The organism is Sorangium sp. So ce131 (assembly GCF_051519095.1).
Taxonomy (GTDB): domain Bacteria; phylum Myxococcota_A; class Polyangia; order Polyangiales; family Polyangiaceae; genus Sorangium.
The window spans coordinates 349,266-375,541 of the sequence record NZ_CP150455.1 but is presented as its reverse complement, the minus strand read 5'-3'; the positions used below and the strand labels follow the sequence as shown (position 1 = coordinate 375,541).

Genomic DNA, 26,276 nt, shown 5'->3' with positions numbered 1-26,276 from the left:
TGAACGTTAACATGAACGATATTCACGCGGAAGGCCATCATCCGTTTCCACTTCGTCGAGCTCACTCCGGCGAGCGAGCGGCGCGCTGCCCTGCTCGGTCCAGGTCCTCCTCGCGCTGTGGGCGAGGGTCACCTCGCCGCGCGAGGAGCGATGAGCCGATCACCCCGGTGCGATCAGCCCGAGCAGAGCCGGTCGCTCTCGCAGCGAGCGCAGACCTCGTCGAAGAGCCTCGTCGGGTCGCGCGCAAGCAGCCGGCCGTGGGATAGCCTCACGCAGGGATCGGTGGTACGGATGACAGCGTGGCCGGCAGAATCACCGACGATCCGACCGTGGCGCCGGCCGACTACGCGACGCGACCCCCCGAGCCGCGTCGATGAGTTCATGTCCCGAGTACGGACTCCGTGGCCCTGGCTGGCCCACGGGGGCGGTCACGCCGCTGACGCTTCGCGCGGAGTGAGAGAGAGGAACCAAGCATCCGTGAAAAATCAGACTGTCTTGATCTCGGGCGCGAGCATCACCGGCCCCGCCCTCGCCTTCTGGCTTGCGCGTTACGGGCTCCGACCCGTCATCGTGGAGCGTGCCCGCGCGCTCCGGCTCGGTGGGCAGAACATCGACGTCACGGGCGCGGCGCGGGAGGTCGTGCGCCGCATGGGCATCGAAGGCGACATCCGAGCCGCCAACACGGGGGAGCTGGGGCTCCGCTTCGTCGACGAGCACGACGTGACCAAGGCCGAGCTCCCCGCGGGGAAAGCGGACACCGGCAGGTTTACCAAGGAGCTCGAGATCCTTCGCGGCGACCTCGCCCAGATCCTCTACAACCACACCCGAGACACGACGGAGTACATCTTCGGTGATCAGATCACGGGCCTCCGAGAGCACGGCGACCGGGTGACGGTCTCCTTCGAGCACGGCGCCGAGCGCGATTTCGACCTCGTTGTCGCCGCCGACGGCATCCGCTCGCGAACCCGCACGTTCATCGTCGGCGATGAGCCCAGGATTCGCTCGCTCGGCCTCTATGGCAGCTACTTCACGATTCCCCGCGGTCCGTCCGACAGCGCCTGGGCCCGCTGGTACCACGCGCCCGGCTCGCGATCGATCATCCTGCGCCCGGACAACGTGGGCACCACCCGGGCGTCGCTGTGGTTCCTGGCGCCCCCGCGAGGTTATGAGAGGATGAGCGCCGCCGAGCAGAAGGCGCTCGTCATGCGCGTCTTCGCCGACGCCGGCTGGGAATCACCGCGGGTACTTGCGGGGCTGGCTGAGGCCGAGGACGTCTATTTCGACGGGATCAGCCAGGTCATGGCGCCGCGATGGTCGCACGGCCGCGCGGCGATCGTGGGTGACGCTGCGTACTGCCCGTCGCCGGTCAGCGGCGTGGGCGCGAGCCTCGCGCTCGTCGGCGCTTACGTGCTCGCGGGAGAGCTGTCGCGGCACTCGAACCATCGGGACGCCTTCGCGGCCTATGAGAAGCTCATGCGCCCCTATGTCGATCAGGCCCAGAAGCTCCCGCCGGGCGTCCCTCGGCTCGCGCACCCGAAGACGAGGCTCGGCATTACGATCCTCCAAAAGGTCCTTCGGCTCGCGTCCAGCCCCCTGGTGCAGCGCCTCGAGGGCCGGCCCGGCGCCTCGCCGGCCGACAACATCGATCTCCCCGATTACGCGAGCCGAGGCTGAACGCCGCGCCGAGGGCGGTGGCGCGGTCGACGCCGCCGCCGCCCTCCTTGACAACGCGGACCAGCCGTCGGATACGCTGCATTTCCACGATGACCGGGGCGGCACGACGGGGTTTGGTCGGAGCTCGAGGCGCTCCACGCAGAGGCGGCGGTCGGCGGCCCCGGAGGGCTGATCACGTCGAGAGGGCATGGCCTAGAAAATTTCGATTCTACTCGAAGGAGGACACGTGCTCGTTCGGTCTCACCTGCGGATAGTCCCGTTGCTGATCGGTCTTCAGCTGGGCGCCGGGTCGCTTGTGGGATGCCGCAAGGACAGTCCGGAGAAGACGGAGGTCGCGCCAAGCAAAGACTCGGTCAAGCAGTCCTACGAGGGGCTCAAAACCCAGTTCAGCGGGCTCACGACGAAGTTCGCCGACATGCGCAAGCAGATCGAGGCCTTGCCCCCGGACCTGCCCGGCCTCGGCGAGGTGCGAGGGAAGTTGTTCACCGCGGAAGAAGTCCTGGGGGTCACCGGCGCCAAGCTCACGTGGCTGTCGGGCCGGCTCGACGCGGCGCTGCAGGCGGAGAAGGGCGACGAGCTGCAGCAGGTCTCGAAAGAGATCGCCGAGACGGCGGACGAGATACGTCAGATCGATCGGGTCAGCCTCGAGGTGTCTCATCAGCTGCTGCCCCTCGAGCGGACGGCCGCGCTCCGGCCGAAAGCGCCCGACGCGGGATCGGCGTCGTTCGCCCGCGTCCTCCCCACGGGCTACGAGGTCAAGGCCGCGGAGGGCGGCGTCGAGCAACGCTTGATCGAGCTCATCGAGGACCCGAAGCGGAAAGTCGACAAGACCACCTGGTTCGACTTCGATCGCCAGCTCTTCGCGAGCGGCGGCTCGAAGCTGGATGCAGAGCGAGCCAAAGATCAGCTCCAGAACGTGTTCGAGATCCTCAAGGCCTACCCGACCGTGAAGCTCACGATCGGCGGCTACACGGACGCCGCGGGCCCTGCCGCAGCGAACAAGAAGCTCTCGACGGAGCGCGCCCAGGCCGTCAAGAAGGAGCTCGTTCGCCTGGGTGTGGCCGCGCCACGGCTCGATGCCGGAGGCAAGGAACACCCGATCTGCGCTGCCAGCGGCACGGAGGAGTGCAAAGACAAGAGCCGCCGCGTCGCCGTGCGTGTCACCGCGAAGTAGCTGACCGGTCGGCCGGCGCCGCCGGGCGAGTCCGCCCCGTCCTCGTCCGTCGGCGCCGCTGGGCTGATACGGAAGTCACACGCGGGCGGCGCGCCCCGGCTCGGCCGCGATGCCGGCGGGGGCGCGCCGTCGTCGGCTCAGCGAGCGAGCGCCGCCTTGTCGAGGTGACCGAAGTCCCAGACCACGGAGGAGCCCGCGCCGTAGTCGACCCTCACCGACTCCTGCACGGCGAGGCGGTCGAAGGCGGCGCGCGGGAGCTGGAACTGAACGGTGTGGAGATCGCCGTTCGGATGGCGAGACTGGGCGCTTCGCTCCGCGCCGACCGTGAGCACCAGGTTGGTGGCGCGGAGGTCGAAGAACTCGTCGCTGGTGAGCGTGAGCTCGACCGTGTCGGGACCGCTGCTCCTGACGCTCTTGATGACATTGCCGGCCGTGATCCGCCGCGGCTCGAGGAGGGTCGTGTCGGCGGGGCGCGCGATGGAGCTCGGCGGCGCCGCGCTCGACGCGACGGGGGCGAGCCGACCCAAGGCTGCCAGGGTCTCGGTGGTGGCGCGGGTCGCGCGGATGTTCGCGAGGTACACGCTGTTTCCGTTGAGCGAGGTGGTGAAGGTCAGGCGAACCCCGCGCACCGACGCGAGCGTGGCGCCGCTGAACGAGGACAGCGGAATGCGCGCGGTGGGCTGCGTGATGCCGCCGCGCGGCGGAGGACCGAGCTCCAGGAAGTCGTCGATGGAGACGGCGCTCGATCGGCTATTGTCGGCGTTCACGAGCTCGACCAGGAACGATACCTCTGTCGGGTCGGATCCCCAGTTGCGGTCGGCGCGGAGATCGAGGTAGTCGTACCCCGTGAGATCGAAGCCCGTGCCGACGGAGGACCAGTTCGACTGGAAGAACGTCGAGCTGCCCGGGACCACGTCGTGGATCCAGGCGACCGTGTGCGAAGGGTCGTGTCCGGTCAGGGCGATGTGATCCACCGAGATGGTGCCGCCGGTGGTGTTCGGCAGACCGTAGGAGCTCGTGCCGGTCGGATTGATGAAATCCTCGAGCACCAGGCTGGTGGTGGAGTCGCCGCCCGGATGATAGCCGCGGCGGACGCGGTACGGGACGTTCGGGAAGGGGAAGGCGGGGTCGAACAGGGCGTTCGCGGCCTCGTCGCGCTCCGCGCCCACGTTGGCGGTGAAGAACTGGACGGCCGCGAAGCGACCCGTCTCGCGCTGCTCCGGCGAGCCGTACTCCAGCGGATCGAAGAGCTCCTCATGGTCGATGCAGCCCTGGATCCCGCCGCTGTTCCCGTCCGCGATCTGCCACTCGCTGTTGTAGTAATTGTGGTTGGCGCCCCACACGTGATAGAAGGACTTGAAGAAGGGCGTCGGCTCGGCGATGTGCAGCATGCGATCGAACGGGCGCAGCCCGGGCAGGCTGCTCAGGTCCCAGTCGCAGGCCGGCAGGATCACGTTCCAGGCCGTCTGGTCCGCGTTCAGGAGCTGGCCGTTCTGGCCCTGATCGGTCGGGCCGATCTCGAAGATCCCGCGGATGCCCACCGGGCTCTCGATCAGCGCGGGCCAGGGGCTGCCGGTCCGGCGGTACTCGTTGTAGGCGAACCGCACGGCCTCGCCGCCGCGCGAGTGGCCCAGGAGGCCCACCTGGTCGAAGTCGATGCGATCGAGCAGATCCACGCCGAGCTCCGGGGGAGTCGCCTCGGCCCCGCTGTCCCAGCGGCTCAGCCGCTCCAGGTGGCGGAGCAGCAGGCGCCCGCGCGGCCCGATGACGAGCTCGTCGCTCGGCGTGCCCGAGGCGGCATGGATGCCCCGGTTCGTGTTGATGGACACCACGAAGTAGCCCTGCGCGGCGAGGTCCTCGGCGATGTAGTCGTAGCCGCGGTGGTTGGGGACGACGACGTAGTTCGCCGGGCACGTCCCCGTCGTGGCATACTGGTTGTTGTTGTCATAACGGGGGTTTTCGCCCGTGCCGCACGTGGGGTGGTTCCCGTGCATGAACACGAGCAGCGGGTACTGCCGGCCGGCCTCGAGGCTCGACGGGCGGTAGAAGGACGCCCAGAGCTCGGTCTCGTAATCAGGGCTGACCAGCGAGTCGATCGCCGCCGGGAACTTGTACTCCGCGATCGCGACGCCGCTGCCGATCGGCGGCAGGTCGCTGCTCACCGACAGAACGACCGGCTGGATCCCTGCGCTCGGGATGCTGGCGCAGAAGCCGAACTGGACGCTGCCCGAGGCCGGGATCGCCGCGTTATTGCCCTGAGGGGTGACCGTGATCTGACCCGTGCTTCCGCTGAACGTGCCGTCCCAGGACGAGAAGATGGCGCCCGGGCCGACGTTGAGCCCGACGCTCCACGTCCCCGTCGTCGCGCTCGGGTGCTGGTTGCTCACGACGACGTGCGTGCAGTAACCCTGACCCCACTGCGAGTCGATCACGAGATCGGCGTTGATCCCGTTCGCGCCCTGCAGCGCGGCCTGCGAGGTGCTGATCGGCTCCGTCGAGCCGTCGCTGCATGCCGGCAGCAGCGCCAGCGCTGCAGCGGCCGCCCACATGTCCCATCTGCTCTGGAAGTTGTGCATAGATCTTACCCAAGTTGGTGATGAAGCGTCCGATCGTCGCGCCTCGTTCGGCAGGGCGACGATGCAACCTCTGCGTCACGCAGCTCCGTTACCACTCGAACCAATCAGGCTTCCGGGCTCACCGGATGACAAGAGTCGGGAGTGCCCCGACGCGCACGCGCGGCGCCGTGATTCAGCGGCGACGCGCGCGGCTCACCGGGCGCCCTTGTTGTTAGGCGCGAACTTTTTCCTCGTCAATGGGCGCGCCACGCTCGGTATCTGCCATCCGCTGTCATCTCATTGGTTCAATTTCAAAAACTATCCTGTGAAGTAATGTAAAAAAGCCTGAAGTTCATTCGTGCGCTTCGCGAGAGGGCCATGGCCCGCGCGAGCGCCTGGGCGGAGATCGCGAATGCCGCTGACGATCATCAACGCCTGCGGGAGCGGTTCACGTGCGCGTCGCGGCGGACGTGCACTGTCGCGCCCGCCGCCGTGGCGTCGAATCCGTGCTGGAGGCTCGCCGGGCCATGCGGGGTAGCCGCCGCGCCCGGCGACGGCGGGGCGCGGCGAGGGCGACGCAAGGCGCAGGCGGGCTGCCCCACGCGGCGCGGAACTTCGGGGGGTGTGCGCGGTCCATGGCCGGACGGAGGCATCCATGGCGGAGACGGCATCCCACGACGACGTACGTTCAAGCGGCCCCGCTGGCGGGCTCCCGGATCACCTCCCCGCCCCGCGCTGGGCCTGGGGGAGCTGGAAGAACATCTCCTGGGCGTTCGGCCTCGTGGCGCTGCGCATGCTCCTCTTCGGCGCCGTGCTCTACGGCATCCTCAAGCCGGCGCTGGATCGCGGCGACGAGCGGCGGACGGGGAGCACGCCCGAGCTGGTCCAGAACGTGATCCTGACCGCGCTCTCCGTGGTCTTCGTGCTCGCCTTCCTCCACGGCGTGGCCCGCGTCTCGTGGCGCGACCTCGGCTTCTCGCGGGATCGCCTCGGCCGGAACCTCGCGCTCGGCGTGGGGGTCTTCGCCGTCGGCCTTCTCTACATCGCGTTCCGCCTCGACAACATCGACACCTCGCTCGGCGAGGCCTGGCAGCAGGTCACCGGGTACAGCGTCCGGCAGCGGGTGCTCATGTTGCTGGTGGGCATCCACGTCGTGTTCGGCGAGGAGGTCATCTTCCGCGGCTACCTCCAGCCGGCGCTGCGGGCGCGCTTCTCCCCCGCGGTCGCCATCGGCGTCACCTCGATCATCTTCGCGGCCTACCACGCCGATTTCTCGCCGACGGTCTTCGCCGGCATCGCGGGATGGGGTGTGATCTGGGGCATCGCCCGGGAGCGATCCCGCTCCACCATCCCCTCTTCGGTCGCTCACTTCCTCAACTGGGCCGTCCTCGGCTGGCTCTGACCGCCGTCGGCTCTCGCCGGCGCGGAGGAAGAGACGTACGAGATGGGGTACCGCGTCGAGCGCGTGTCAGGCTAGAAGCGCCCCGCGGTCAGGGGGCTCCTGCGGCGAAGCTGTCCCACGCGTCGCAGAGCTCCTTCTTCAGCCCGGCCTGCGTCGAGGCCGGGAAATCGAGGACGATGTTCTCGTCGGTCTCTTCATCGTACCTCGGCCACTCGGCGGCGTTTCCGCCGTTCGGATCCCCGCTCTCCGCGTGGCGGGACCAGTACCCCATGATCGACTGCGACAGCACGAACTCGGATTGGGTCAGCGGCTCGGGCAGGAGCTGGCCCGGGTTGCCGAACACGTACTTGATCTCGGCCGAATGGAAGGCCCCGAGACCCTCGAGGAGGGCGCCTTTGGGCGCATAGGTGAAGTGGTAGAGGTAGGTCGCCGCGCCTGCCCCGGCCATCGCGCGCGCCGCCTGGCGCGTCGGGCACACGAAGAACCAGTCGCCCAGCGCCGCGGTCAGCGCGGCCGCAGCCGAGCCGTAGGTCGCGCTCGGATAGAGCTCCACCACGTCCTTGCCGTGGCCGGGTACCATCCGCTCGGCGAGCGCCTCGAACCCGGCGTCGTCGGCGACGGACCCGGCGGCCCCGCTCAAAGCGAAGAGCGTGCCTTCGTCGGCGTTGCTGCCGAGGATCGTCGGCATCTTCTCGAAGCTGCCGGCCTTGAGCAGCTTGCTCGGCATGTCGGGGAGATTCCAGCCATCGATGACGGGGAACCAGCGCGGGCCGCCGCCGAAGAAGAGATCGGCGTCCCCCGGCAGCGCGGCCGTGACCTCCTCGGTCGACTTGCCGCGCAGGCACTCGAGCGCCGAGGGCGCGTCCGTGCAGCCCAGCGCCTCGACGAGCCGCTCCCCCTGCGCGGCGGCGGTCGCCTCGTCCATCGCGGTGTCGCACGGCCCGCTCTGGATGATCGTGCGCTGGAACAGGCCCTGGCTCCTCGGAGACACGAGGTGCATGCAGGCGCTGATGCCGCCGGCGGACTCGCCGAACAGCGTGACCTTGCCCGGATCCCCGCCGAACGCGGCGATGTTGGCCTTCACCCACTCGAGCGCCGCGCGCTGATCCTCGAGGCCGTACGCGCCCGTCGAGGGGTGATCGGGATCCTCTGACTTGAGCTCGGGGAGCGCGAGGAACCCGAAGGGGCCGAGGCGGTAATTGAAGGTGACCACCACCGCGCCGGTCCTCTCGGACAGGACCCTGCCGTCATAATCGGGGAGCGTCCCGCTCCCGTTCACGAACGCCCCGCCGTAGATCCACACGAGCACGGGCAAGGACGAGGACGCCGGGCGCTCCGGCGTCCAGACGTTCACGGTGAGGCAATCCTCCTGCGAGCTTGGATCGAGCTCCGCATCGAGGAGCCCTGTTTGCGAGCAGGCGGGGCCTGCTTCAACCGCCTTTCGCGGCTCGGTCCACGGCTCGTGGGGCGCGGGCGGTCTCCAGCGCAGCTCCCCGGTGGGCGGCGCGGCGAAGGGGATGCCGAGGAAGGTGCGGGTCGAGCCGACAACCGAGCCTTCCACCGGACCCTTGTCGGTCTCGACGACCGGGGAGGAGGGCTCGCCGCCGCCAGCGCCGCCAGCGCCGCCAGCGCCGCCAGCACCACCGGCGCTGCCAGCACCACCGGCGCCGCCAGCGCCGCCGCCGCCGGGAGCGGGATCACCTGAGTCGCAGGCAGCGGCGATCAGGCCGAGGAGGATGACGTGCGAAAATGACAAACGATTGGCCATGAACGTCTCCGTGGCGCCGAGGGGCTCGGCGCCTCGTCCTTTCGCGGACAGGAAACTCCAGAACTCTCGCCTGTGCAAGCCGCGGGGGATCAGGTGTGTCGAAGAACGTCACGCTGAGCTGGCTGGCGCGATCAATGGCGGCGATGGACTCGCGCGCTTCGCGCTCTTCGGGGGTGCGGTACGCCTGGCTCATGCTCATCCGAGCCAGGCGGAGCGCGTGCTCCTCAGCACTCCCTGCCGCATACCAGGCGTCCGTCCGGACACTCCACGCCGGGTGTGGCGTCGGCGCCGCAGCTCACCGTGCACTGCGCCGCCTCGACGCACTCCACGACACAGTCCGCGTCGCACTTGAGATCGCAGGTGCTCCCTTGCGCACAGCGGATGGAGGCGCCTGCGCCCAGGTTGAGCTTGCACGCGGCCTCATCGCCGCAGCTCGCCGTGACCCCGGCGCCGGCCTTCAGATCGCAGCTCGACGCCTGCGTGCACGAGATCACGCTCCCGTCTCCGCCGCTGCCCTTGCAATCGCTCGTATCGAGACACGTGAGCGTGAGCGCTCCCTCGCTGTTGCCCTGGCACTTGGCGTCCGCCCTGCAGTCGAGCGAACACGCCGTCGCACCACATTCGGTCTTGCAATCGTCGCCCGCCATGCACTCACAGTCGGCCCCTGCGCACGTACATCCTGCGCCCGTACAGGGCAGGCCCTCTGTCTCGTCGCCGCCGCCGTCGCCTTCGCCCCCGCATCCAATCGCCGTGAGCATCGCGAGCGCCATCAACCAGGTCCGTGTCGTCATCGTCGCCTCCTCCGGGTTTAGGGTGCGCGTACGTTAAACGTAGATGGCTCGCGATGCAGCCCTTTCCAAGCCAGGCGCTCCCGTGATCCCTCATCGGGAGCCGCGCCGTCCCCGCCTCCTCTCCGAGGAAGATTTCAATGGGCTTGCCGTCGCCGAATTCAATCGCAGTGGCATCGTGCGCTCGTGCTGCAGGAGCTCGATGTCCTGCGAACGGCCGCTCCTCGGGTCGATGACCTTCACGATCACCCGGGGGCCATCGGCGTTCCGGACCGCGCGGAGCGGACGATTCGGTTCGTTCGCGACGATCTCCTCGCCGTGTGTGGCGCGAAGATCCGGGGGAGAATGCCACTCTGAAGCGTGCCTTGGGCCGACGTGAGCGATTCACGCGCGCGACGGCGGGCGCGTCGCCGGCCAGAGCCGGACGATGAGCGCGCCGGCTGCCGTCGACGAGGCGAGCGCCGTCACCGCCAGCCAGCCCCATTGGGCGAAGAGCACGCTGCCCAGCGCGGCGCCGGAGGCCATGCCGACGAACATGCCGACGAAGAGCACGGCGTTGAGGCGGCTGCGCGCGCCGGGCTCGATGCCATAGACGATGGTCTGGTGCGCCACCAGCGCGGCCTGGATGCCGAGGTCGAAGGCGACGGCGCTGGCGCCGAGCAGCCACAGCCGTCCGTGCGTCGACAGCAAGGGCGACACCGCCATGGCGGCGAAGGCCACGACCGAGAGCGCGGCGCCCATGCGCGTCACCCGTCCCGGCCCGTGGCGGTCGGCGATGCGGCCGGCCAGGGGCGCCGCCACGGCGCCGGCCGCGCCGGCCAGGCCGAACGCACCCGCCGCCGAGCTGCCGAGGTGGAACGGCGCGCCGTGCAACATCACGGCGAGCGTGGACCAGAACGCGCTGAACCCCACCGACAGCAGCCCTTGGGCCAGCGTCGCGCGGCGCAGGGCGCCGTGGCGCTTCCACAGCTCGGCCAGGGAGCCGAGCAGCGCGGCGTAGCTCAGCTGCGTGGTCGGCTTGAAGCGCGGCAGGCTGCGCCACATCGACGCGCCGAGCAGCGCGACGCTGGCCGCCGCGGCGACGAACACCGCGCGCCAGCCGAGCTGCTCCGCGACGAAGCCGCTGACCACACGCGACAGCAGGATGCCCAGCAGCAGGCCGGTCATCACGGTGCCGACCACCTTGCCGCGGTGCGCCTCGGGGGCCAGCGTCGCGGCCGCAGGCACGATGTCCTGCGCCAGGGTCGCCGCCAGGCCGGTGGCCAGGCTCGCGACCAGCAGCGCGCCGATCCCGTGAGCGGCGCCGCCGAGCAGCAGCGCGGCCGCCAGCACCGCGGCCTTGGCCAGGATGATGCGTCGCCGGTCGTAGCGGTCGCCGAGCGGCGCGAGCAGCAGGATGCCCAGCGCGTAGCCCAGCTGGGTCAGCGTCGGCACGAGGCCGAGCGCGCGGCCGGAGGCGCCGAGGTCGGCCCCCAGCACGCCGAGCATGGGCTGGCTGTAGTAGAGCGAGGCCACGGCGAGGCCCGCGCCGGTGGCCAGCAGCAGCACCAGGGCCCCCGGCAGGGGCGGCGCGGACGCGGCGGGCGGCGGCAGGGTGACGGAGGCAGTATGCGCTGGGTGCATGGTGATCATGGTGTACCCAGTATGTGGAGCGCCGTTCCAGCGTTGTAGTGGCGTGGAACGTACGATGGTTATACGTTCGGCGTATGGCCAAACCGGCGCCGCCCTCCTCCTCGTCGCTGGACCGCATCGCCTTGCTGCAGACCTTCGTGAGGATCGTCGAGGCCGGCAGCCTGTCGGCCGCGGCCACCCTGCTGGGAACGACGCAGCCCACCGTGAGCCGCCGCCTGCAGGCGCTGGAGCGCTCGCTCGGCCTGCCGCTGCTGCAGCGGTCCACGCACACGATGAAGCTGACCGAGGACGGCGAGCGCTGCTTCGAGCGGGCCAAGGCGCTGCTGGCCAACCTGGAGGCGCTCGAGTCGGACATCCGAGGCGACCGCGATGAGCCCGACGGGACGCTGCGCGTCGTCGTGCCGCACGCCTTCGGCCAGGACCAGCTGGTCAAGCCGCTGGTCGACTACCTGCGCCGCTACCCGCGTGTCTCGGTCGAGTGGCTGCTGCGGGACGGGCAGCCGAACTTCATCGCCGACGGCATCGACTGCGCGCTCCTGGTCGGCGCGGTGGCCGACTCGGCGGTGGTGGCGATCCGCCTCGCCGAGGTGCCGCGCATCGTGGCCGCCGCGCCCTCGGTGCTGGGCCGGGGCGCGCCGCCGGCCCATCCATCGGATCTGGCGGACATGCCCTGGCTCGCGTTGAGGACCTATTACCGCGACGCGATCGCGCTGACCCATTCGTCGGGTGGTGAGCGGGTCGAGCTCCCGATCCGCCCGCGCATGAGCACCGACAGCCTGTATGCCCTGCGCAGCGCCGCGCTGATGGGGCTCGGCGTCTGCGTGGCCTCGTCGTGGCTGGTCGCCGATGACCTGGCGAAGCGGCGGCTGGTGCACCTCGCGCCGTCGTGGCAGGCGGATCCGCTGCCGGTCCACCTGGTCTATCCCCACGCCCGCTTCTACCCGGCCCGGCTGCGTCGCTTCATCGAGGCGATGCGGGAGTCGGTGCCGGCGGTGGTCGGCGGCGCGGCGGCCCGGCGCGGCTGATCGCCGCGTGCTCGGCAACCGGCCCTGTCAAAGGCCGCAAGCTCCGCGACGGCAGATGATTGACCGCGCGCGATCGCGCTCGCGCGGCACATCCCGTGCGCGTACGCCTGCGCCCGCTGACCGAGAGCGAGGCCGCACTCTTGGAGAGAGCACACGCGCGTCTACTGGAGCTTGTGGAGCAACTCCGTGTCCTGGTCGCCCAGCAGGTAGGTGGCGATGAAGGTCGCGGGGGCCGAGCCGGAATCGTTGTCGAAGCGCTCGATGGGCGTGCTCGCGGGCTCGAAGATCGTCTGCCCTGCCGTGTAGTACCTGGCCGGTTGGCCTTTCACCTGGACCAGAATACCCCCTTCGGTCACATAGCAGATGACCGGACCGGGATGCGTGTGCGGCCCGGCCTTGAACCCAGGGGGCAACGTCAGCCGCTGCACCTCGACGCGGGTCACGGCCTTCCCGCCCGCGACCCCGTGAGTCCCGAGCGAGGCTCGCTCTAGGACCGAGTCCCGCGTGCATCCCGCGCCGGCACAGAGCAAGGCTGTCGTTATCGCGAGCGCAGCCCGGGAGAGGCGGCGCCCGCTCCCGGGGAGCGCTCTCCCCGGACGCCGCGTGCGACGAGGGCCGTCGGCGAGATCGCGAGGGAGGTCCCCTTCGCGCAGCGGCGGCTCGCCATTCCGCCGTAAAACGTGAGCGAAACGCATGGAGTGTGGGTCCTTGTGCTCTGGGAGGCGGCTCCGGCTCGCCTTGACGCCACCAGCATGACGGAGCACCATCGTGCTGAAAATCAGGAAGTTTGGTACGGAGAGTTCAGCAAAACGGGACGGTTGGCATGCAACGCGTCACCTTCGATCTCGACGTGCTGCGCAGCTTCGTCACGGGGGTGGAGCTGGGCAGCTTCGCCAGGGCGGCGAGCCGGGTGGGCCGGTCGACCTCGGCGGTGAGCGCTCAGCTCAAGAAGCTGGAGGAGCAGGCGGGCACGCCGCTCTTTCGCAAGGCCGGGCGCGGTCTCGCGCTGACGGAGGCGGGCGAGACGATGCTGGCGTACGCCCGCCGCCTGCTCGAGCTGAACGACGAGGCGGCGGCCGCGGTCCGCGGCGTCGATCTCGAGGGCTGGGTCCGTCTCGGCCTGCAACAGGACTTCGGTGACGTGCTGCTCTCCGGGGTGCTCGGGCGGTTTTCGCGCGCCCACCCGAGGGTGCGGATCGAGGTGCGGGTCGCGCGCAATGCCGAGTTGCTCGAGCGGGTCACGTCGGGCCGGCTCGATCTCGCCCTCGCGTGGGGCGACGGGACGGGCGCGCCGCATGGCGAGCGTCTGGCCGAGCTGCCGATGCGCTGGATCGGGTCGGCCGCGGGGTGCCCTGCGTGGACCGGGGCGGAGGGCGAGCCGCTGCCGCTCCTGGCCATCGAGGCGCCGTGCCGGTTCCGGGATGCCGCCGCGGCGGCGCTCGATCGCGCTGGCATCCCGTGGCGGCTCGCGTTCACCAGCCCGGACCTGGGCGGGCTCTGGGCCGCGGCGGCGGCAGGGCTTGGGTTCACGGTGCGCACGCCGATCGGCCTGCCCGCCGGCGTGCGGGCGCTCGGCCCCGGGGAGGCCGGGCTGCCGGCGCTGCCCGCGCTCCCCCTGGCCCTGCACCAGGCAGAGGCGGAACCGGGGCTCCCGACCGCCCGCCTCGCGGCCCTCGTGGTGCAGGCGCTGCAACGTCCCGTCGAAATCGCTCGTGGAGTCCAGCGCGAAGCCCTCGTGGAGGGCGACGGAGCCTGATCGAGCAGCCGCGCGAGAAGATCGCTCAAGCGCTCGCGATCCGCTTTCGCTGACGAGGCGGCGAGCGCGTCGACCTCGCCGGTCACCACGTCTTCGATCGCGCACAATGGCAGCGAAAGCACCCATTGTCTCACCGGTACCGCTGGCAGGTAGCCGCTCCGCAGAGCGCGTTCCGAAGCGTGCTTATCGATTCGAGGATATCATGTACGAGCTGCTCTGGATTTCCTTCTCCCCGGCGCGGCGCCCGCCCCTGGCTCGCTCCCGAGGCGCTCGACGAGGAGCTCCACAAACGCGCGCACCTTGGTGGGTTGGTGGAGGTGGTGAGGGAAGACGACGAAGATCGAGATCTCTTGCCCGGCATAGCTCAAGAGCACAGGCTCGAGCCGGCCGGCTGCCAGATCCGCTTCGACGGCGAAGTACGGCAGCATCGCGAGGCCGAGCCCGTCCACGAGCGCTTTCCCGCTCGATCCTCCTGACGGCGCTGGGGCTCAGCGCATCTCTCGTCGCGTGCGGCGAAGACAACACCACAAGCAGCGGCGGCGGCGGCGGCAGCGGCGGCAGCAGCAGCAGCAGCAGCAGCAGCAGCAGCAGCAGCAGCAGCAGCGTCTCGACGCCAGAGCTCAAGCTTCTCGTCGAGCTCGATGCAGCGAAGTCCCAGCTCCCCGAGGGGCTCTGGGTCACCGCCGACGGCGAGACGGCGTATATGGGCTATGCCCTGACCGGCGAGATCCGCGCCGTCTCGCTCGCCGACAACAAGGTGTCTGCCTTCGCCACCGTGCCGGCGCCGCCCGCGAACACGGGCTTCGTGACCGGCATCACCCAGTCTGCCGCCGGCGATCTCTACGTGGCCGCCGCGTCACTCGACCCGGCCGCGTACGCGCCCGGCATCTACAAGATCCCGGCGGCGGGCGGTCCGGTGACCGCGGCCTTCGCCACCGACGCGGCCATGAACCTGCCCAATGGGCTCGTCTTCGACGAGGATGGCAACCTCTTCGTCACGGACTCGGCCCTGGGCGCGATCTTCAAGATAAGCCCCGATGGCAAGACGGTGACCAACTGGCTCACCGATCCTCTGCTCAAGGGGGACATCGCTGCGACGAACCCCTGCAAGACGGTCCTCGGCATCCCGTTCGGCGCCAACGGCCTCGCGCTTTCGCACGGCGCCTTCTACGTGGCCAATACGGACAAGGCGGCGCTCATCAAGATCCCGATCAACGCCGACGGGACACCGGATGTCGCGGTCGAGTTCTCCACGTCGGATCCGGCGACATGCCTGCCGCTCCAGGGCGCCGACGGCATCACCGCAGACGCGGATGGGAGCATCCTTGTCGCGGGCAACGGGGGCAACGCGCTCGTCCGGGTCGGGACAGACGGCAAAGCGACCGTGCTCGCCAAAGGCGGCTTGTTCGATGGGCCCGCGAGCGTCGCGCTCGCGACGTTGGGCTCGAAAAAGCACGCCCTCCTCACCAACTTCGGGCTTATCACGCTGCTGTCGATGAAGACCCCGAAGGTGGGCCTGCTCTCCTACGGCCCGCTCCCGTGACCGCTGCTCCGCAGCGCAGGTAGCCGCGAAAAGAGGCGAGCGTCCTGGCGGCGCGCGCATCGCGAGCTGGTGACGATGGCCTCGCCCGCGAAGCGCTCTGCCGGAAGCGCGAGGCGCTCGGTCTTGCAGCGACACTCGAGCAGCAAGCCGCGACCATCGCCGCGGCGATGGCTGAATACACGTCTGCTCTCGCCGTTATCAAGGCATCCTTGCGGTGATGGGGTTGGAGGTTGGCCGGGGAAGCGGGCGATGAATCATCCGGTTGCCCAGCCACCGAGCCATGCTGGGCGGTCGGACAGCAGGTAGCTTCCGCGCCGCCGTCTCCGGCGCTATGGTTCCCGCATGATATCCCGGCCTGTCTTCGTCGATCGTGCGCTGTCCGCCCGCATCGAGGCCGCCGAGGCCGCGAAGGTCGAGGGGCTCGCGCGCGAGGTCGCCGCGCGGGTCCCGGCGCAGCGCGCCGCCGTCGCCGTCATCGCGGGCGGCCGCGCTGCCTTCGTCGTCCCTCACGCGCGGATCTCGCGCGCGGCCGGCCTCGGCATGAGCGGCCCCGTCGAGGCGCGCGACGTCGAGGCCCTCGAGGACTTCTACGCCTCGCGCGGCACCGCGGCGCGCATCCTGGTCTCGCCCTTCGCCCACCCTTCGCTGCTCGCGCGGCTCGGGGAGCGCGGCTTCCGCCTGGAATCGCTCGACACCGTGCTCGTGCGCCACCTGGCCCTCGCCGCCGAGGCCCACGCGCCGGAGCCGACCGCGCGCGGCGGCGTGGTCGCGCGGCGCGCCGCGCGCGAGGAGGCGTCGGCGTGGGTCGCGGCCTCGCTCTCCGCCTTCGCCCTACCGGGCGAGCCTCCGTCCGATCGGGTCGACCTCTTCGAGGCGGGCTTCCACCAGCCCGGGACGGCGTACTTCTTCGCGTCGCTCACCGACGGCTCCGTCGCCGGCGTCGGCGCCGTGTGCGTGCACGAGCGGGTCGCTCTCCTGTTCGCGGGCGCCACGCTGGAAGCCCACCGCGGCCGGGGCGTGCAGCGCGCCCTGATCGACGCGCGAGTCGCGTACGCCCGCGACGTGGGGTGCGACCTCGCCTACTCGGTGGCGGAGGCGGGGAGCACCTCGCAGCGCAACCTGGAGCGCGCGGGGCTCGTGGCCGTGTACTCGCAGGCGATGCTCATCAAGTCCTTCACCTGAGCGCTGTCCTCGGGAGAGCCCCCGGTGACGCCGAGGCGGCGGAGGTCCTGTGGAACTGCCGCGCTGACGCCGGCCAGCCGCTCAGTCGAAGCGCACGCCGATATCGGCCAGCGCCACCCCGCGCACGCGCGTCTCCCAGCGCTGGCCGGGCGCCACCGGCCAGACGCGCGTCAGCGTGCCGGTGGTGAGGATCTCGCCCGCCGCGAGCGGCGGCTGCGACGGGTCCTGCGCCAGCGCCTCCACGAGGTGGCGCACCGCCGGCACCGGCCCGTCGAGCACGTTGGAGGCGGTTCCGCGGTCGACCGGCTCGCCGTCGCAGCGCAGCTCGATCTCGAAGCCGCGCAGCGCCTCGCGCCACGCCTCGAGGTCGCCGGACACCGGCTGGCGCCGGCCGATCAGCAGCGCGGCGTGCATGCCATAGGCGGCGACCGTGTCGGCCGCCTGGAAGCGCCAGCCCGGGAAGATCGACTGCACGACCTCGAAGCCGAGCGCGACCCATTCGATGCCGGCCAGCAGCGCCGCGTCGTCCATGCCCGGGGCCGGCGCCCGCGACAGCCCGAAGACCACCTCCGGCTCCAGGCGCGGCTCGGCCAGGCCGACCAGCGCGAAGTGTTCGCCCGAAGCCGGCAGGTCGCGCACGGTGCTGTCCCAGACATCGCCCCAGATGGGGGCACACACGCCGTACTGGGGCCAGATCGTGCGGTTGGTGAAGCCGATCTTGCGGCCCACCGGCCGCTCGCCGCGCGCGACCCGGGCCGCGCGCAGCTGCCCCGCTGCCCGGTAGGCGGCCGCGAGATCGAAGCCCGGCGCGCGCGACGAGAACGGCGCCACCTGGCGCCCGGTGCCGAGCAGGGCGAGCGCCTCCGCCGCGACGGCGGACGGGAGCAGCGGTTCGTCGACCATGGCGGCGCATCATAACGCGGGCGGCCGGGCGGCGTCAGGTCGGCGCTCCGCCGCGTTCGAATCGCGGACAGGAAGCCGGTAACAAGCTCTATCCCGGCGGCGACGACCTCGAGCTGACCTTGCTGCGCCTCGCGCACTCGCGGCCGTCGAGCGAGCCTGCCCGGCGGCTGGGCTTCACCCCCGGTCGGGGCGGAGCTCGAAGCGACGGCACAGGGGTGGCATCCGCGATCACCTCCGCGACGTGCAGCGTCGTGTTCTCGGAGTGCGTGACGCCGAGCAGCAGCACCCGGCCTCCGAGCTCGTGAACGCGGCCCGGGGGGCTGTCCGGTCCGTGCGGCGGTGACAGCGGCTGCGGCGCGCAGATGCGCTCGGCGTGGCGGCCGGCGGCGGCGAAGGAGCCGCCGGGATGACCGCTGCGCAGCACGCCGGGCTGACGCCAGAACGTCTCGGCGGTGATCCCCATGCCGGAGGTCGGCGTGGACCGGGGATCGAACACGCGCTGTCCGTCGGTCATCGTCGGCATCACGAGCGTGCCGTCGTCCCCGACCGCCGCGCGCAGGGCGCGGAGCAGCCCGAGCGGCCCGCCCTGGATCGGACGCACCGCCCTGAACGACGTGTGGACGAGGAGGACGCCGCCCGGCCTCACGCCGAGCGCGCGCAGCTCGGCGGCCACCTGGCTCACGTTCGGCTCGTGCATGGCCCAGCAGGCCTACCATCACGGGCTGCTCCGAGACCAGGGACGCCTTCCGCCCGCGACCAGCGCCCCCGGCCGGGCGGCGCCGTCCGCTTCACGGTCACTCTTGCTCGGGCACACCTCCCGAGAACGCGGGCAACGGAAGCGTGACGCCCTCGGCCAGGTTGCCCTTGCCGGGGACGTGGTTGATCTCGAGCCGGATGCCGTCCGGATCCTCGAACAGGATCGAGTAATAGCCGGCCGCCCACGTCCCCTCCTCCGGCGCGTGCACGAGCTTGCCGCCGAGCGCGGCCAGCGTGCTCTCGAAGAATTTGTGGAAGGCGTCGATGTCCTCGCGGCTGCGGGCGCGGAAGCACAGGTGGTGCAGGCCGGGCTTGTACTGGTGAAAGCGGTCGCCGGCGTGCTCCGGGTTCACGGGTCGAATGAGCAGGCCGGTCTTGCCGCCGATGTAATAGAGCGTGGGCCGCTCGGTCTCGCTGCCCGGATCGTCGTACTGGCACTGCATCTCGAAGTGCTCGCACAGCGCGCGGTAGAACGCGCGGCTGCGCGGAAAGTCGGTGACCGAGAGCTGGATGTGCGCAATTCCGGCGAGGTTCATGGCGATCATGGTAGCCCAGGTCGAACCGGCGGAGGGAGCTCGGCAAGCCACGGCGACATGAATGGCCCGGCCGCGCGGGCCCTCGCTTGCTTCCTTGGGCTCAGGAGGCCTTGTACTCCGTGGCGACATCCAGGACCCAGGTGACGCCGAAGCGGTCCTTGAGCATCCCGTAGAGGGGCGTCCATCCCGACGGCGCCAGAGGCTGCGCGACGGTCGCGCCAGCCGAGAGCTTCTCCCAGAGCTCGGCGATCTCCTTGGCCGAATCGCCGCGGACCGAGACGAAGAACGCGTTCTTGCCTTGCTCCCATGGCGTGCGGAAAGGCACGTCGTAAGCCATCACGCGGAAGCCGTTCTTGCCAGCGACCTGGCCCCACATCACCTGATCCGCCTCCGAAGGAGCCTGGACGTTTTGTGCGTCCTTGTAGGTCACGATGGTGATGTCGCCGCCGAACACGGACTGGTAGAACTCCAGCGCCGCGCGGGCGTCGCCGCGGAAATTGAGGTGGTTGGTAACGCTTACGGTCATGACTTTCTCCTGTGCAGGTTCAGCGTTTCGAGCGTGTCCGCGCGCTCACGGCACGTCGACGCGATGGGGATTCTTCGACCGGTGAGGCAGCGTGAGCGGGTCGGTGGCCCGTCGCGCCGGGTGGCACGTCGGAGGGCTGATTCCGGAGGGCCGGTACGATGACGCCGTCGACCATCGACACGAGGAAGGCCAGGTCGATCGGCTTGCGCTGGACCAAGGTGCGGTAGGCGGCCATCGACGGGATGACCTGGGACAGAGCGCGGATGTCAGCGGACGCCGAGACCTCGCCGCGCGCGACGGCCCGCTGCATCAGCGCGAAATGCGCTTCGGCCCACGGCTCGACGACCGCGCTGTTGGCTGCCTCGGCGAGCGCCTGCTCTTGCGCGAGCAGCGAGGCGAGCCCGGTCATGATCTTGAGCTTGTGCTCGCCTTCCTCGATCGACTGCGGCTTGAACAAGCCGAGGAGGTCTCCGCGGAGCGTGCCCGTGTCGGGCAGATGCTCGAGATCCACCTGCTTGCGCTTCATGTGTGCGACGGCGTCGATGACCAGCTCCGCCTTGGAGGTCCAGCGGCGGTAGATGGTCGCCTTCCCGGCTCCTGCTCGCGCGGCCACCAGGTCCATCGTCAGGCCCGCGGCGCCCACCTCCGCGAGGACCTCGAGCGTTGCGTCGAGGATCTCGGCGTCGCGCGAGTGGTCCCGCTTTCGCCCGGGCTGCGCGGGCCGGGCTTCGACTGAGTCGCCATCCTTCCGAGTCATCCCCGTCGCCTCTCGACCTCTGGACGTATCGATACCGGCAAGTTCCGAAACTTTCAAGTTCCGAAACTAGACCGTATCGTTTTCTCTCGCCGTGATCCCTGCCAGGACTTCTGGCAGGCCGAGCTGGCGAACGGGCGGGTCGAGGCGTGGATCTCCGATCGGACCGGGCACAGGTCGAGCCCTCCGATCCACCGCTACGCCGTGCTCTTCCTTCTCCCGCCGGGCTTCCGAGCCGGCGCCGCGCCGTCCGCGCGCCGCCCTTTCCGCTCTGCCCGCGCCGCCGGCTCCACCGTGGCCAGCGCCCCGCACGCCAGCTCGGGCAGCGTCGCCTTCATCCACGCAGGGTCCACCGCGCCGGGCGCTGACAGGTAGCTGCGGCAGGCCTGGTGCGCCGGCCCGAGCAGCACGACCTCGAGCATCACCGCGGCCGATCCGGACGAGCCCGCCCCGGGGAACACGCCGAGCTCTGTCATGTGCGCCATCATCTCCGCCTTGAGCCGCGCCTTGGTCTCCCGGAGCGCGGCGCGGTGATGCCCGTCCAGCTCCAGCGCGAGCGCCTGGTACATGAAGCGCGCCTCGGCCTCGTGGTCGAACACCCAGGCCAAGAGCGCCTCCACGAGCGCCCGCACCGCCGCGCGCGCCGTCTTTTCGGCGAGCACGCGCGCGGTCATGTACCCCGAAAGCCGCTCGAAGGTCCGCTCCAGCAGCGCCGCCACCAGCGCCGGGAAGTCCTCGAACAGGTGGTACACGCTCGATGGGCTCGCCCCCGCCTCCTTGCGGACGTCCTCGATGCCGGTGCGCAGGAGGCCCCGCTCCGCGAAGCAACGGAGCGCCGCGTCCAGCAGCGCCTCCCGGCGGGCCACGCCGCTCTGTCGAGCCACGGCCATGGCCCCTCCCCTACCCCACCCGCGCGCCGCTGACCAGCGGGCCCTAGTGGAGGATTCTTCCAATTTTTTATGGAAGTTTCTTCCACTTGCGTTACCTTCCGCTCGAAAGCGAGGTGTCCCATGAAGCTGGGGTTGGAGAAGAGGGCCGCGCTGGTGACCGGCGGCTCGCAGGGGATCGGCAAGGAGGTGGCGTTGCAGCTTGCGGCCGAGGGGGCCCGCGTGGCGCTCACCTACCGGAGCGAGCGGGAGAAGGCCGCTGAGGTCGTCCAGGAGATCGAGCGGCGCGGCGGCGAGGCGCTCGCGCTGGAGCTCGATCTCGGGTCGCTCGAGTCGGTCAAGGCGGCCGTCGCGGCCACGCTGGCGCGCTTCGGGCAGATCGATGTGCTCGTCAACAACGCGGTCCGCTGGGCCGAGCAGCTGCCCTGGGAGGCGCCGCGCTTCGAGGACATCCCGCTCGCCGAGTGGCAGGGCACGATCCACGACAACATCGACGGCGCCTTCGCCGCCATCCAGGCCGCGGTGCCCTCCATGCGCGCCCGCGGCTGGGGCCGGATCGTCAACGTCTCCTCGGGGGTGGCGCTCGACGGGGTGGTGGGCGCCGGCCCGTACGGCGCCGCCAAGGCGGCGCTCCACGGACTCACCGCGGTGCTCGCGCGCGAGCTCGGGCCGCACGGGATCCTGGCCAACGTGGTCGTCCCGGGCTTGACCCTGACGCCCAAGATCGGCGCGCGGATATCACCGGACTTCGCCGCGCAGCGCGGGAAGGCGTACCCCGTCGGGCGGCTGTTGCCGCCCGAGGAGGTGGCGCCCACCATCGTCTTCCTGTGCTCGGCGGCGAACACCGCGGTCACCGGGGAGATCCTCCGCGCGAGCGGCGGCCGGCCGATGTGACGAGGGACTGGAGCTGGCGGCCGCTGGCGCCGGCGAGCCAGCAAGGCCGGGAGCACGCGCCGGCCGGCGCGGTCGCGCGCGGGTGCCGGGCCGGCTCACCGGCCCTCCGGCCGCCAGGGGCTCAGAACTCCGTACAGAAGCCGTCGAGGCACCGGTAGCTGAGACCGGGGCCGCCGCCGCTGGAGCACGGCGACTCGTACTGCTCGTAATACTCCGTGGTATGCCCGATGTAGGTAATGGGGCCGGGGACGCAGCTCCGGTACGATTGCCCCACCCTCGTCGTGAAGCTTTCGTCGGAGTAGTAGACGTTGAGCACCGAGCTGATCGGGAGCGCCTGCGGCGTCTCGGCGACATCCTCGCCCTCGGCGTCCTCCGGGCGTTCCGGCGCCAGCGCGCAGGCTGCCAGGAGGGCGGGGAAGATCAGGATCACGCTGGACGAAAGGGCCTTGCGAACGAGCTTCACGATCACGATGTACCTCGCTGGGTGTTGATTTCCGCGGGCCAACCTCGCGGACTCAACCCCCTTTACGCAGCCCCGGCCGGGGGGTTTCACCGCGGTGGGCAAGCGCCCGAGATCGCCCGCAGCCCCTTCGCCGCGCGCACGGCGATGTGAACCGCCATGACGCCGAGCCAAGAACCAGGGGATACGAGGAGGCAGTTCCGGGACGGCCCTGCCCCTCTCCTCTTGGCGGCGGCCTTGGCGCCCTTGGCGGATTTTCTGCTGATCCGGGTCAACTCCCCGGCGGGACCGCGGTCAGAGCCCGGTGTAGATGGTGGCGAAGGAGGCGGCCTCGCCGCGGAGCAGCAGGCTGATCCGCGGGTTCGGGACCTTGAAGGTGTGGATCTTCGCGTTGCGCACGTCGAGCACCGCGAAGACGCCGCCCGGCGTGCTCTCGGCGAGGCCGTTCATCAAGAGGTTCAGCACGACCGAGACGCGCTTGGACGACAGGGGCTCCCCGCGGAAATACATCTTGATCACGTGAGGCGTCCCGTCGATGACGAGCCCGAGCTCCGGATTGACGTTGATCTCGAGATCGCCGAGGCGGTATGTCGCCACGGGCGGCTCGAACCACGTCATCTTCCCCGAGGTGAGGAACTTGCGGTACCCCTCGACGACCGACGGATAGATGCGGCGGCGGCGATCGTCATGCTGGGCGGCGAGGAAGGTGTCAAGCACGCTCGTCGGCTTTCCGCTCCTGTGCATGTCGACGATCGCGTCTCTCACCTGCCTGTAAAAGTCCGTGTGGATCTCATCCTTCCGGTCCTTGAACTCCCTGACGCCGGTCAGCTTGGGCGCCCCGGCCTTGAGAACGAAGTCGACAAAATACGAGAGCGAGATTTTCTCCATGAAGTCTCCTCCAAAACGAAGCAGTCCGGCGCGCGGCTCGCGAGAGCACGCCGTCCGTCACGCCGTGTTCGCGACGTCTACCATGGATGGCCACCTGCGACCCGTCCGGAAAGGGATCGATCGGACGGACATTGTCCCAACCCGTCAGGGCCGGAGGACGGGGCTTCCGGCCGACGGAAAGGCAAACAAATTCAACGGGTTGGGGCACCCGCACGCCGGGCTGCGCCGGGCTCGTTCAGGCCCTGCGACGCTGCCGCGCGAGGGGGCGCACGCCGCGCGAGGAATCGACAGAAATCATCTGTTCTCCGGGGCGGGCACGTTCTTTCCAGATGTGTCGGCGAGCTCCCGCTGCTCGCCATCCGAGCAGAGGTGCGTCAGGTGTGGCGCACAAGGCAAGGAGGCGTTTGCTCTGGCTTCCGCGTCGCAGGTTCAGAGCGCCGGTCTTCAAGTCGGTCAGTACGAATGAACGGCTGCTGCCCAGCACACCGCTGGAGAGCTACGCGTGCAAAGCCACCCGCGTTTCGGCGGTGTCGTTCGGCGCCAGGGCGCAGAGGTTCGCGTAGCGCTGTCACCAAGGACGTCGCGGTATCACGGGCATGTACGGCGGCGGTGCAAGCGCGGAACGCTGGCTGAACGGGCACCGGTGCCCACGCGTGGCGCGCTCCGCGGATGCCGTCAGGGGCACACGCGGCGACTCTCCGCGCCGGATCTCCCCCGCCGGCCGGTTCCTGTCCTGCTGGAATCCGGCGCGCGCCGGCGATGCCGGCGACAAGGTGCGGCCGTCCGCCGGATTTCTGTAACCTCCGGCCGGCGTCGGCCACAGTGGCTGCGTGGCATCGATGCCTGAGGTGTGGCCTGTCGCGGCGGCGCTTGCGCTCGAGGAGCGCGGCCCGCCGGCGGACCAGGCCCTGGACCCGGACGCGTGCGCGGGCAGCCGGCGCACGCTCGAGGCGCTCTACGCGGCGCACGCGCGGGGCGTGCACCGGTTCCTGTGCGACCTGCTCGGGGACAGCGCCGCCGCGGCGGACGCGACGCAGGAGACGTTCGTGCGCGCCTACCGGCGGCTGCACACGCTCACGGAGGTCGAGCGGCCCGCCTCGTGGCTCTTCGGCATCGCGCGGTACGTGTCGCTGGAGCACCGCCGGGCGCGCGTGCGCCGGCGGCGGGTCGTGGACGACGCGCCGCTCGAGCCCTGGGAGGTGCGCGGCGAGGGCGGCGGCGCCCTGCCGTCGCCCGAGGAGGAGCTGCTCGGCCACGAGGCGATCGGCGTCGTGCAGGGCGCGCTGGCGAGGCTCGCCGAGGACCGGCGCGCGGCGCTGCTGCTCCGGCTGGACCACGGCATGTCCTACGAGGAGATCGCGCGCCTGATGGAGTGGAGCGTGCCCAAGGCGAAGATCGAGATTCACCGCGCCCGGCAGGTGCTGCGCGCGGAGCTAGCGCGTTACGAGGGAGGCGAGCCATGAGCGCGACGAGCGCGTGCGAGCCCGAGGCGGTCGAGGCGTACGCGGCCGGCGAGCTCGGCGAGGCCGAGGCGGCGCGCGTCGCGGCGCACGTGGCGTCGTGCCGCGGCTGCGCCGAGGAGCTGCGCTGGCTGCGCGCCGAGCGGCGGCTCTTCCGGGCCCGCGCGGCGGCGCACCCGGGGCCGCCGCCGCTCGAGGCGGTGCTGGCGCGCGCCGCGGAGGAGGCGCCGGCGTGCGCGGCGAAGAGGGCGCCGGCGCGCGCGGCGACGGCGGCGCAGGCGGGCGCGGCGCGCGGCTCTCGCGAGCCCGCCGTGGGCCCGGCGGGGCGCGCCTCCGCGCCGTGGGGGCTGCGCGCGGCGGCCGGTGCCGCGCTGCTGGCGATCGCCGCTGCCGTGATCGGGGGCCGCGAGGGCGAGCCGCCGCCGGTCGAGGCGGTGACCGACCTCCAGCCGGCGCGGGACGACGAGGACGCGCGTGCGGTCAGGGAGCGGGTGGAGCGGGAGATCGAAGAGGCGACGGCGAATACGCCGCTCTGCGACGAGAGCGCCTGCGATACGTGTGTGCCGGCGATGTCGTTGAAGGAGGACGCGCCTCGGGCCGAGGGCGAGGCGCGGGATCACGCCGCTTCGGACGGCGCGGCCGACGGCGACTCGAACGGCGAGAGGTGATGTGTAACCCGCGACGGCGGCCGGCCACAGCGCTGGTGAGGCCCGCGGGGGAACGGGCGCTGCGGCGAGGCGCCGGCGGCGCATCTCCATGGTTCGCGCGGCCTCGGAGGAGTCATGATGAGCCGTTCGACCTCGTTCCAATCCACCTTGCTCTCCCGCGCTGCCGCGCTCGGGATGGTCGTCATGGCGTTCGCGGCCGGGTGCGGCCAGGCGCACGACGACGCCGAGATCGACCGGCCCGGGTCGGGCGAGCTCGCGGCGCCGCCGGCGGGGGCGGCGGAGCGCGCGGCGCGGGCGGCCGCGGCGGAGCGCGCGGTCCGAGCGGCGCCGGCTGGGCGCGCGGCGCACGCGCCGGCCGTGGAGCGTACCGCCCAGGCGGCGCCCGCGGAGGACGCCGCCCGCGCGGCCGCCGGTGAGGCCGAGGGCTGCGGCGCCCCGGAGCACGCCTGCGACTGCGCGGCTCGCGGCGCCGGCGCGGACCTGCCGGAGCAGCGGACCGTCGAGGCCGTGGAGGTCGGCGCCGCGCCGACGCGGGGGCCGGCGGACGCGCCGGTGACGCTCGTGATCTTCGCGGACTTTGAGTGCCTCTTCTGCGCGAAGGCCTCGCGCACGCTCAAGGCGCTCGAGGCCGAGTACCAGGGAAAGCTCCGCATCGCGTTCAAGCACCGGCCGCTGCCGATCCACCCGGGCGCGCGCCCGGCGGCCCGGGCGTCGCTCGCCGCGCACGCGCAGGGGAAGTTCTGGGAGTTCCACGACGCGCTCTTCGCGTCGCCCGGCGCGCTCGACGACGCGTCGCTGGAGCGCGTCGCGTCGAAGCTCGGCCTCGACCTCGGCCGCTTCCGGCGCGCCATGCGGTCCAGCGACATCGAGGCGGCGGTGGCGGCCGACGACGCGGAAGCGACCCGGCTCAAGCTCGCAGGCACGCCGACGATGTTCGTGAACGGGCGCCGGATCATCGGCGCGCAGCCCGCGGAGGTGATCCGCGAGGTGATCGACGAGGCCCTCGCGGCGCGCTGAGCGGCGGCGCCGCGGCGCGCGGGCGGGG

The 26,276-nt window shown here is 71.0% G+C and carries 25 protein-coding genes; 11 read left to right on the top strand and 14 right to left on the bottom strand.

Annotation, left to right across the window (positions count from 1 at the left end; translation table 11 throughout):
- Positions 1 to 477: 477 nt before the first annotated feature.
- Complete coding sequence (locus WMF43_RS01500; protein ID WP_437676912.1) at positions 478 to 1,674, top strand: FAD-dependent monooxygenase; 1,197 nt, start codon at positions 478 to 480, stop codon at positions 1,672 to 1,674.
- A gap of 259 nt (positions 1,675 to 1,933) precedes the next feature.
- Positions 1,934 to 2,848 carry an OmpA family protein gene (locus WMF43_RS01495; protein ID WP_437676910.1) on the top strand — a complete coding sequence of 305 codons (915 nt, stop codon included), beginning with the start codon at positions 1,934 to 1,936 and terminating at the stop codon, positions 2,846 to 2,848.
- Between the two features lie 137 nt (positions 2,849 to 2,985).
- On the opposite strand, the gene WMF43_RS01490 is transcribed toward WMF43_RS01495, so the two are convergent.
- Complete coding sequence (locus tag WMF43_RS01490; RefSeq protein ID WP_437676908.1) at positions 2,986 to 5,397, bottom strand: cellulose binding domain-containing protein; 2,412 nt, start codon at positions 5,395 to 5,397, stop codon at positions 2,986 to 2,988.
- Positions 5,398 to 6,058: 661 nt separating this feature from the next.
- On the opposite strand from WMF43_RS01490, the gene WMF43_RS01485 reads away from it, so the two are divergent.
- On the top strand, positions 6,059 to 6,805 hold the full coding sequence (locus WMF43_RS01485) for a CPBP family intramembrane glutamic endopeptidase (protein ID WP_437676906.1): 747 nt from the start codon (positions 6,059 to 6,061) through the stop codon (positions 6,803 to 6,805).
- 88 nt (positions 6,806 to 6,893) lie between these two features.
- Here WMF43_RS01485 and WMF43_RS01480 read toward each other — a convergent pair whose 3' ends face one another.
- The 3 genes from WMF43_RS01480 to WMF43_RS01470 form a co-directional block, all read right to left on the bottom strand.
- Positions 6,894 to 8,573, bottom strand: coding sequence for a carboxylesterase/lipase family protein (locus tag WMF43_RS01480; protein ID WP_437676904.1), 1,680 nt, complete (start codon positions 8,571 to 8,573; stop codon positions 6,894 to 6,896).
- Between the two features lie 224 nt (positions 8,574 to 8,797).
- Entirely contained in the window at positions 8,798 to 9,364 is a 567-nt protein-coding gene (locus tag WMF43_RS01475; protein ID WP_437676902.1) for a hypothetical protein, read from the bottom strand.
- 381 nt (positions 9,365 to 9,745) lie between these two features.
- Positions 9,746 to 10,984 carry an MFS transporter gene (locus tag WMF43_RS01470; RefSeq protein WP_437684260.1) on the bottom strand — a complete coding sequence of 413 codons (1,239 nt, stop codon included), beginning with the start codon at positions 10,982 to 10,984 and terminating at the stop codon, positions 9,746 to 9,748.
- Between the two features lie 83 nt (positions 10,985 to 11,067).
- Here WMF43_RS01470 and WMF43_RS01465 point away from each other — a divergent pair, with 83 nt between their 5' ends.
- Positions 11,068 to 12,018, top strand: coding sequence for a LysR family transcriptional regulator (locus WMF43_RS01465; protein WP_437676900.1), 951 nt, complete (start codon positions 11,068 to 11,070; stop codon positions 12,016 to 12,018).
- A gap of 161 nt (positions 12,019 to 12,179) precedes the next feature.
- Here the strand turns inward: WMF43_RS01465 and WMF43_RS01460 are convergent, their stop codons facing one another.
- Positions 12,180 to 12,548 carry a cupin domain-containing protein gene (locus WMF43_RS01460; RefSeq protein ID WP_437676899.1) on the bottom strand — a complete coding sequence of 123 codons (369 nt, stop codon included), beginning with the start codon at positions 12,546 to 12,548 and terminating at the stop codon, positions 12,180 to 12,182.
- Positions 12,549 to 12,841: 293 nt separating this feature from the next.
- Here WMF43_RS01460 and WMF43_RS01455 point away from each other — a divergent pair, with 293 nt between their 5' ends.
- Positions 12,842 to 13,774, top strand: a complete 933-nt coding sequence (locus WMF43_RS01455; protein ID WP_437676898.1) for a LysR substrate-binding domain-containing protein — start codon at positions 12,842 to 12,844, stop codon at positions 13,772 to 13,774.
- Positions 13,775 to 13,974: 200 nt separating this feature from the next.
- Here the strand turns inward: WMF43_RS01455 and WMF43_RS01450 are convergent, their stop codons facing one another.
- Positions 13,975 to 14,202 (bottom strand): hypothetical protein, encoded by a 228-nt coding sequence (locus WMF43_RS01450; RefSeq protein WP_437684258.1) that lies wholly within the window; start codon positions 14,200 to 14,202, stop codon positions 13,975 to 13,977.
- A 275-nt stretch (positions 14,203 to 14,477) separates the two neighbouring features.
- On the opposite strand from WMF43_RS01450, the gene WMF43_RS01445 reads away from it, so the two are divergent.
- Both WMF43_RS01445 and WMF43_RS01440 read left to right on the top strand, forming a co-directional pair.
- Complete coding sequence (locus WMF43_RS01445; RefSeq protein ID WP_437676896.1) at positions 14,478 to 15,317, top strand: SMP-30/gluconolactonase/LRE family protein; 840 nt, start codon at positions 14,478 to 14,480, stop codon at positions 15,315 to 15,317.
- Between the two features lie 342 nt (positions 15,318 to 15,659).
- Entirely contained in the window at positions 15,660 to 16,499 is an 840-nt protein-coding gene (locus tag WMF43_RS01440; RefSeq protein WP_437676894.1) for a GNAT family N-acetyltransferase, read from the top strand.
- 81 nt (positions 16,500 to 16,580) lie between these two features.
- Here WMF43_RS01440 and WMF43_RS01435 read toward each other — a convergent pair whose 3' ends face one another.
- The 6 genes from WMF43_RS01435 to WMF43_RS01410 all read right to left on the bottom strand — a co-directional run bounded on the left by WMF43_RS01435 (position 16,581) and on the right by WMF43_RS01410 (position 20,864).
- Positions 16,581 to 17,402, bottom strand: a complete 822-nt coding sequence (locus WMF43_RS01435) for a 2-keto-4-pentenoate hydratase (protein ID WP_437676893.1) — start codon at positions 17,400 to 17,402, stop codon at positions 16,581 to 16,583.
- An 88-nt stretch (positions 17,403 to 17,490) separates the two neighbouring features.
- The gene (locus tag WMF43_RS01430) at positions 17,491 to 18,099 is read right to left on the bottom strand and encodes an AAC(3) family N-acetyltransferase (protein WP_437676891.1); all 609 of its coding nucleotides are present in this window, start codon (positions 18,097 to 18,099) and stop codon (positions 17,491 to 17,493) included.
- A 97-nt stretch (positions 18,100 to 18,196) separates the two neighbouring features.
- Positions 18,197 to 18,694, bottom strand: a complete 498-nt coding sequence (locus tag WMF43_RS01425; RefSeq protein ID WP_437676889.1) for a VOC family protein — start codon at positions 18,692 to 18,694, stop codon at positions 18,197 to 18,199.
- 100 nt (positions 18,695 to 18,794) lie between these two features.
- A complete protein-coding gene (locus WMF43_RS01420; RefSeq protein ID WP_437676887.1) occupies positions 18,795 to 19,220 on the bottom strand; it encodes a VOC family protein in 426 nt (141 codons plus the stop codon).
- Positions 19,221 to 19,239: 19 nt separating this feature from the next.
- Entirely contained in the window at positions 19,240 to 19,977 is a 738-nt protein-coding gene (locus WMF43_RS01415; protein ID WP_437684257.1) for a TetR/AcrR family transcriptional regulator, read from the bottom strand.
- A 194-nt stretch (positions 19,978 to 20,171) separates the two neighbouring features.
- A complete protein-coding gene (locus WMF43_RS01410; protein WP_437676885.1) occupies positions 20,172 to 20,864 on the bottom strand; it encodes a TetR/AcrR family transcriptional regulator in 693 nt (230 codons plus the stop codon).
- Between the two features lie 120 nt (positions 20,865 to 20,984).
- On the opposite strand from WMF43_RS01410, the gene WMF43_RS01405 reads away from it, so the two are divergent.
- Entirely contained in the window at positions 20,985 to 21,755 is a 771-nt protein-coding gene (locus WMF43_RS01405; protein ID WP_437676883.1) for an SDR family NAD(P)-dependent oxidoreductase, read from the top strand.
- Positions 21,756 to 21,876: 121 nt separating this feature from the next.
- Here the strand turns inward: WMF43_RS01405 and WMF43_RS01400 are convergent, their stop codons facing one another.
- Both WMF43_RS01400 and WMF43_RS01395 read right to left on the bottom strand, forming a co-directional pair.
- Positions 21,877 to 22,218 (bottom strand): hypothetical protein, encoded by a 342-nt coding sequence (locus WMF43_RS01400; RefSeq protein ID WP_437676882.1) that lies wholly within the window; start codon positions 22,216 to 22,218, stop codon positions 21,877 to 21,879.
- 291 nt (positions 22,219 to 22,509) lie between these two features.
- Positions 22,510 to 23,103 (bottom strand): hypothetical protein, encoded by a 594-nt coding sequence (locus WMF43_RS01395; protein ID WP_437676880.1) that lies wholly within the window; start codon positions 23,101 to 23,103, stop codon positions 22,510 to 22,512.
- An 839-nt stretch (positions 23,104 to 23,942) separates the two neighbouring features.
- On the opposite strand from WMF43_RS01395, the gene WMF43_RS01390 reads away from it, so the two are divergent.
- From WMF43_RS01390 to WMF43_RS01380, 3 genes are all read left to right on the top strand, one after another.
- Entirely contained in the window at positions 23,943 to 24,566 is a 624-nt protein-coding gene (locus WMF43_RS01390) for an RNA polymerase sigma factor (protein WP_437684255.1), read from the top strand.
- On the top strand, positions 24,563 to 25,231 hold the full coding sequence (locus tag WMF43_RS01385) for a zf-HC2 domain-containing protein (RefSeq protein WP_437676878.1): 669 nt from the start codon (positions 24,563 to 24,565) through the stop codon (positions 25,229 to 25,231). The genes WMF43_RS01390 and WMF43_RS01385 overlap by 4 nt, the downstream gene beginning before the upstream one ends.
- A gap of 114 nt (positions 25,232 to 25,345) precedes the next feature.
- The gene (locus tag WMF43_RS01380; RefSeq protein WP_437676877.1) at positions 25,346 to 26,248 is read left to right on the top strand and encodes a DsbA family protein; all 903 of its coding nucleotides are present in this window, start codon (positions 25,346 to 25,348) and stop codon (positions 26,246 to 26,248) included.
- Positions 26,249 to 26,276: the final 28 nt, after the last annotated feature.